Below are 6,000 nucleotides of genomic sequence, written 5' to 3'. Positions count from 1 at the left end.
GGTTTTGCATAGCCCCTACAGGCAGCGCCATCCTGTGGGAGCTGGCTTGCCGGCGAAAGGGCTGCAAAGCAGCCCCGGCAGTCTAAAGGGTCACACCGCCATCGGCGCCGTCATCGGCGCATGGTGCTCATACCCTTCCAGCCAGAAATCACTCGGCTCGATCTTCTCCAACCACTCCGGCTCATACTTGCCGGTCTCGGCGAACGCCGGCACGCGGTCACTGATTACCAGCTTCGGCGCCTCCAGCGGCTCGCGCTTGAGCTGCTCGTTCAGCATGTCCAGGTGGTTTTCATACACATGGGCATCGCCGATGAAGTAGGTGAACCAGCGCGGGGTATACCCGGTCAGGCGGCCGAACAGCGACAGCAGCGCCGCGCCTTCGGTGAGGTTGAACGGTGTACCCAGGCCCAAGTCGTTGGAGCGGATGTAAAGGGTCAGGGAGATTTCCTTGGTCTCTACATTCGGGTGGAACTGGTACAGCAGGTGGCACGGCGGCAGGGCCATTTCGTCCAGCTGCGCGCAGTTCCAGCCGTGGAACAGGATGCGGCGGCTGCCCGGGTCGTTGGCGATGGTGTCCAGGCACTGGCGCACCTGGTCGATGGCCTTGTACAGGATGACGAACGCGACGCCGTCCTCTTCGTCCTGAGCGATGCGACGGAAGCCTGCCTTTTCGGCCATTTCGATGGCCGCCGGGTTGCTCAGCGGGATGCGTTTGTAGCCCGGCCACTGGCGCCATTGCACGCCGTAGATCTCGCCCAGGTCGTCATGGCCCTGGCGGAACGGGTTGGCCAGCCACTGGGCGTTCTCGTTGGCGTTCTGGTCCCACACCTTGCAGCCCAGCTCGCGGAATTCACCGGCGTTCTTCACGCCACGCAGAAAGCCGACCATTTCGCCGATCGCCGACTTGAACGCCAGCTTGCGCGTGGTGATGGCCGGAAAGCCCTTCTGCAGGTCGAAGCGCAGCATCGCGCCCGGCAGGCTGATGGTGCGGATGCCGGTGCGGTTTTCCTGCAGCGTGCCGTTGTCGATAACGTCGCGGACCAGGTCCAGATACTGTTTCATGGCTTACCTGTAGCAAAAACGGCAGGGGGATCGCCCCTGCCGTGGGATTAGTCAGGCGGGTTTCGCCGTAGGCTTGCGATTATAAGCCCACCAGATCAGGCCAAGGCCAGCCAGGATCATCGGCACGCACAGAATCTGACCCATGGTCAGCCAGCCCCAGGCAATGTAACCCAGCTGGGCATCCGGTACGCGGACGAATTCGACGATGAAGCGGAAGATGCCGTAGAACAACGCGAACATGCCCGATACCGCCATGGTCGGCCGTGGCTTGCGCGAGAACAGCCAGAGGATGACGAACAGCGCCACGCCCTCAAGGGCGAACTGGTAGAGCTGTGACGGGTGGCGCGGCAACTGCGCCGGGTCGCTGAACGGCGGGAAGATCATCGCCCATGGCACGTCGGTAGGCTTGCCCCACAGTTCGGCGTTGATGAAGTTGCCGATACGCCCGGCGCCCAGGCCGATCGGCACCAGCGGGGCGACGAAATCCATCAGTTCGAAGAACGACTTGTTGTTGCGCTTGCCAAACCACAAGGCCGCCAACATCACGCCAATGAAGCCGCCATGGAACGACATGCCGCCCTTCCACACCTCGAAGATCAGTGTCGGGTTGGCCAGGTACTGGTGCAGGTCATAGAACAGCACATAGCCCAACCGCCCACCGACAATTACCCCCATCGACAGCCAGAACACCAGGTCGGACAGCTTCTCACGCGACCAGGTAGGGTCAAAGCGGTTCAGCCGGCGCGAGGCCAGCAGCCAGGCGCCGCCGATGCCGATCAGGTACATCAGGCCGTACCAGTGGATTTTCAGCGGCCCGAGGGCCACGGCCACGGGGTCTATCTGCGGGTAAGGCAGCATGGAACTTCCTCTCGATTCAAATCAAAAAGCTGAGGCCTACACAGAACAGCAGTGCTGCGAACAGGCGTTTCAACAAACGGGGCGACAGCTTGTGCGCCAGGCGCGCGCCAAAGCGGGCGAAAAACATGCTGGTCACGGCAATGCCGACCAGCGCCGGCAGGTACACGTAGCCCAGGCTATGGGGTGGCAGGTGCTCTTCGTGCCAGCCCAGCAGCATGAAGCTCAGGGCACTGGCCACGGCAATCGGCAGGCCACAGGCCGAGGACGTGGCCACTGCCTGCTGCATGGGCAGGCTGCGCCAGGTCAGGAACGGCACGGTCAGCGAACCGCCGCCAATGCCGAAAATGGCCGAGGCCCAGCCAATCACCCCGCCCGCCCCGATCAACGCGGGTTTGCCGGGGATGCCACGGCTGGCCTTGGGCTTGAGGTCCAGGGCCATCTGCGCGGCGATGACCAGGGCGAACACGCCGATGATCTTCTGCAGCAGCGGGCCCTGGATCAGCGAGGCCGTCTTGGCACCGATGCCGGCGCCGATGAGGATGCCGAGGGTCATCCAGGCGAAGATCGGCCATTGCACGGCACCTTTGCGCTGGTGCTCGAGCACGGCGTTGATCGAGGTAAAGACGATGGTGGCCAGCGACGTGCCGACGGCCAGGTGGGTCAGCACCGAGGCATCGAAGCCCTGCAAGGTGAAGCTGAACACCAGCACCGGCACGATGATGATGCCACCGCCCACGCCAAACAGCCCGGCCAGCACACCGGCACAGGCGCCCAACAGCAGATAGAGCACGAATTCCATTCGGCTTCCCCAGCAAAACAATCCGGCATGGTAACGGAAGCCGGGCTCGGGGCTCTAGTGAACTCTGTGACAGGATGGATCCGCCCCGCCGCTGTGGGTACAGTGGCATAAAACACAGAGGCCCGACCGATGTGCCTGATCGTATTCGCTTGGCGGCCGGGGCATGCCCTGCCGCTGATCGTCGCAGCCAACCGCGACGAGTTCTATGCCCGCCCCACCCAGGCCCTGGCGGCCTGGGAGGATGCCCCCGGAGTGCATGCCGGCCGCGACCTGGAGGCCGGTGGCACCTGGCTGGGCGTGGGCCCGCAGGGGCGCTTTGCCGCGTTGACCAATATCCGTGACCCGGGTCAGACGTTGGGGCCGCGCTCACGGGGCGAGCTGGTGGCGGCGTATCTGAAAGGTGAGTTGGGGGTCGAGGCTTACCTGGACCAGGTGGCCAGCCACAGTGGGCAGTATTCGGGGTTCAACCTGTTGGTGGGTGATGGGCGGCAGCTGGGGTATCTGCATGCACGGGAAGCCGCGCCGCGCCTGCTGGAGGCGGGGGTTTACGGGCTTTCCAATGCCGGGCTGGACACGCCATGGCCGAAGTTGGTGAAGGCGCGCCGTGGGCTGGAAGGGTTACTGGAAACGCCGGAACCGCAGTGGCTGCTGGCGTTGCTGGCAGATAACGAGCCTGCGGCGGATGGAGACTTACCAGAGACGGGCGTTGGGGTGGCGACCGAGAAACTGCTGTCGAGTGTGTTTATTGCCAGCCAGAACTACGGGACGCGGGCGAGCACGGTGCTGATTGTGGATGATCAAGGGAGAAGGCGGCTGATTGAGCGCAGTTTTGGGCCATTTGGCGGGAACTTGGGGGAGGTCAGTCTGGAAGTTTGATGCTGCATTTACCTGCCCTATCGCCGGCAAGCCAGCTCCCACCTCGACCGCGCCGACTTGAAGTCATGTGCAGTACCTGTGGGAGCTGGCTTGCCGGCGATAGGGCCAGTGCAGGTGTCAAAGAGATTTATTGGCCCCAGGCCCAATCATCCGCGCCAACCCAAGGTTCTTCAGCGCCAGCTGCAGCGAGCTGTGGATAACCTGCGGGTTGTCATGGCTCAAGGCTTCAGCCAACAACTCCTTGGCCTTGCCCATGTTCACCTGGCGCAGCATCCACTTCACTTTCGGCAAGTTGGTGGCGTTCATCGACAAGCTGTCGAAACCCATGGCCATCAACAGGATCGCCGCCGCCGGGTCACCGGCCATCTCACCGCAGATGCTCACCGGCTTGCCTTCGCCATGGGCGTCGCGCACTACCGTGTTCAACGCTTGCAGCACCGCCGGGTGCAGGTAGTCGTAAAGGTCGGCAACCCGTGGGTTGTTGCGGTCCACCGCCAGCAGGTACTGGGTCAGGTCGTTGGACCCCACTGACAGGAAGTCCACCTGCCGCGCCAGTTCCTTGGTCTGGTACACCGCCGCTGGAATTTCCACCATCACGCCCACTGGCGGCATTGGCACGTCGGTGCCTTCGTCACGCACCTCACCCCAAGCGCGGTGGATCAGGTGCAGGGCTTCTTCCAGCTCGTGGATGCCGGAAATCATCGGCAGCAGGATGCGCAGGTTGTTCAGGCCCTCGCTGGCCTTGAGCATGGCACGGGTCTGCACCAGGAAGATTTCCGGGTGGTCGAGGGTGACGCGGATGCCGCGCCAGCCGAGGAAGGGGTTTTCTTCCTTGATCGGGAAGTACGAGAGCGCCTTGTCACCGCCAATGTCCAGGGTGCGCATGGTCACCGGCAACGGGTGGAAGGCGGCCAGCTGCTCGCGGTAGATGGCCAGCTGCTCCTTCTCGCTGGGGAAGCGCTGGTTGATCATGAACGGCACTTCGGTGCGGTACAAACCAACCCCTTCGGCGCCACGCTGCTGGGCACGGGCCACGTCGGCCAGCAAGCCGGTGTTGACCCACAGCGGCATGCGGTGGCCGTCCGGGGTGACGCAGGGCAGTTCGCGCAGGGCGTCCAGGCCCTGGGCCAGCTGGCGTTCTTCCTCGACCACGTCGCTGTACTGCTTACGCAGCACTTCGCTCGGGTTGGTAAAGACTTCACCCTTGTAGCCATCGACGATCAGCTCGATGCCGTCGACCTTGGAATACGGCAGGTCAACCAGGCCCATCACCGTGGGGATGCCCATGGCGCGAGCCAGGATGGCAACGTGGGAGTTGCCCGAGCCCAACACCGAGACCAGGCCAGCCAGCTTGCCTTCCGGCACTTCGCCGAGCATGGCCGGGGTCAGCTCTTCACTGACCAGGATGGTGTTGTCGGCGTACACCAGCGACTGCGAACGGGCTTCCTGCAGGTAGGCCAACAGGCGCCGGCCCAAGTCCTTGACGTCGGAAGCGCGCTCGCGCAGGTAGTCATCGTCCATCAGCTCGAAGCGGTTGACGTGCTCGCCGACCACCTGGCGTAGCGCGCCCTGGGCCCACTGGCCGGTCTTGATGACTTCGGTCACCTCACCACCCAGGGCCGCGTCTTCGAGCATCATCAGGTACACATCGAACAATGCGCGTTCTTCCGGGCGCAGCTGGGTGGCCAGCTTGGCCGACAGCTTGCGCATGTCGTCGCGCACGCCTTCAAGGGCGTTCTGGAACAGCTTGAGTTCGGCGTCGATGTCATCGACGGTCTTGTCCGGCACCACTTCCAGGTCGGCGGGTGGCAGCATCACCACCGCGCGGCCCACGGCTGCACCAGGCGAGCCTGGCACACCAACGAAGCGGGCTTCCTGGATGCCTTTGCCCTGGCGGCCCAGGCCACGGATCGAACCGGTGGCCTCGGCGTGGGCGATAACCCCGGCAAGCTGGGCACTCATGGTGACCAGGAAGGCTTCTTCGCCCTCGTCGAACTGGCGGCGCTCCTTCTGCTGGATGACCAACACCCCGACCACGCGGCGGTGGTGGATGATCGGCGCACCGAGGAAGGAGGCGAATTTTTCTTCACCGGTTTCGGCAAAGTAGCGGTAACGCGGGTGGTCGGCGGCGTTTTCCAGGTTCAGCGGCTCTTCCCGGGTACCGACCAGGCCGACCAGGCCTTCGTTGGGGGCCATGCTGACCTTGCCGATAGAGCGCTTGTTCAGGCCTTCGGTGGCCATCAGCACGAAACGGTTGGTTTCCGGGTCGAGCAGGTAGACCGAGCAGACCTGGCTGCCCATGGCCTCCTTGACGCGCAAGACAATGATCCCCAACGCCGACTTGAGATCTTTGGCGGAGTTTACTTCCTGGACGATCTTGCGCAGCGTATTGAGCATGGCTCGGG

General features: G+C 63.6%; 5 protein-coding genes. 1 reads left to right on the top strand and 4 read right to left on the bottom strand.

The genetic code is table 11. The annotated features are described in order from the left end of the window. Positions 1-90: 90 nt before the first annotated feature. Genes A0O30_RS16990 through A0O30_RS16980 form a run of 3 tightly spaced genes read right to left on the bottom strand, consistent with a single transcriptional unit; the run spans position 91 to position 2,719 of the window. On the bottom strand, positions 91-1,062 hold the full coding sequence (locus tag A0O30_RS16990) for a thymidylate synthase (protein WP_105947256.1): 972 nt from the start codon (positions 1,060-1,062) through the stop codon (positions 91-93). Between the two features lie 51 nt (positions 1,063-1,113). Beyond that, entirely contained in the window at positions 1,114-1,920 is an 807-nt protein-coding gene (gene lgt / locus A0O30_RS16985) for a prolipoprotein diacylglyceryl transferase (RefSeq protein WP_060498094.1), read from the bottom strand. Between the two features lie 16 nt (positions 1,921-1,936). Beyond that, complete coding sequence (locus tag A0O30_RS16980; protein WP_104833779.1) at positions 1,937-2,719, bottom strand: sulfite exporter TauE/SafE family protein; 783 nt, start codon at positions 2,717-2,719, stop codon at positions 1,937-1,939. A 129-nt stretch (positions 2,720-2,848) separates the two neighbouring features. On the opposite strand from A0O30_RS16980, the gene A0O30_RS16975 reads away from it, so the two are divergent. After that, the gene (locus A0O30_RS16975) at positions 2,849-3,595 is read left to right on the top strand and encodes an NRDE family protein (RefSeq protein ID WP_105947255.1); all 747 of its coding nucleotides are present in this window, start codon (positions 2,849-2,851) and stop codon (positions 3,593-3,595) included. A 117-nt stretch (positions 3,596-3,712) separates the two neighbouring features. Here the strand turns inward: A0O30_RS16975 and ptsP are convergent, their stop codons facing one another. Next, positions 3,713-5,992: a phosphoenolpyruvate--protein phosphotransferase gene (gene ptsP / locus A0O30_RS16970; protein WP_105947254.1), complete on the bottom strand. Its 2,280-nt coding sequence runs from the start codon at positions 5,990-5,992 to the stop codon at positions 3,713-3,715. Positions 5,993-6,000: the final 8 nt, after the last annotated feature.

The sequence above is a fragment of the Pseudomonas sp. LLC-1 genome, assembly GCF_002992185.1.
Classification (GTDB): Bacteria; Pseudomonadota; Gammaproteobacteria; order Pseudomonadales; family Pseudomonadaceae; genus Aquipseudomonas; species Aquipseudomonas monteilii.
The sequence above is the reverse complement of the archived record's forward strand: the minus strand, read 5'-3'. Positions and strand labels throughout refer to the sequence as shown.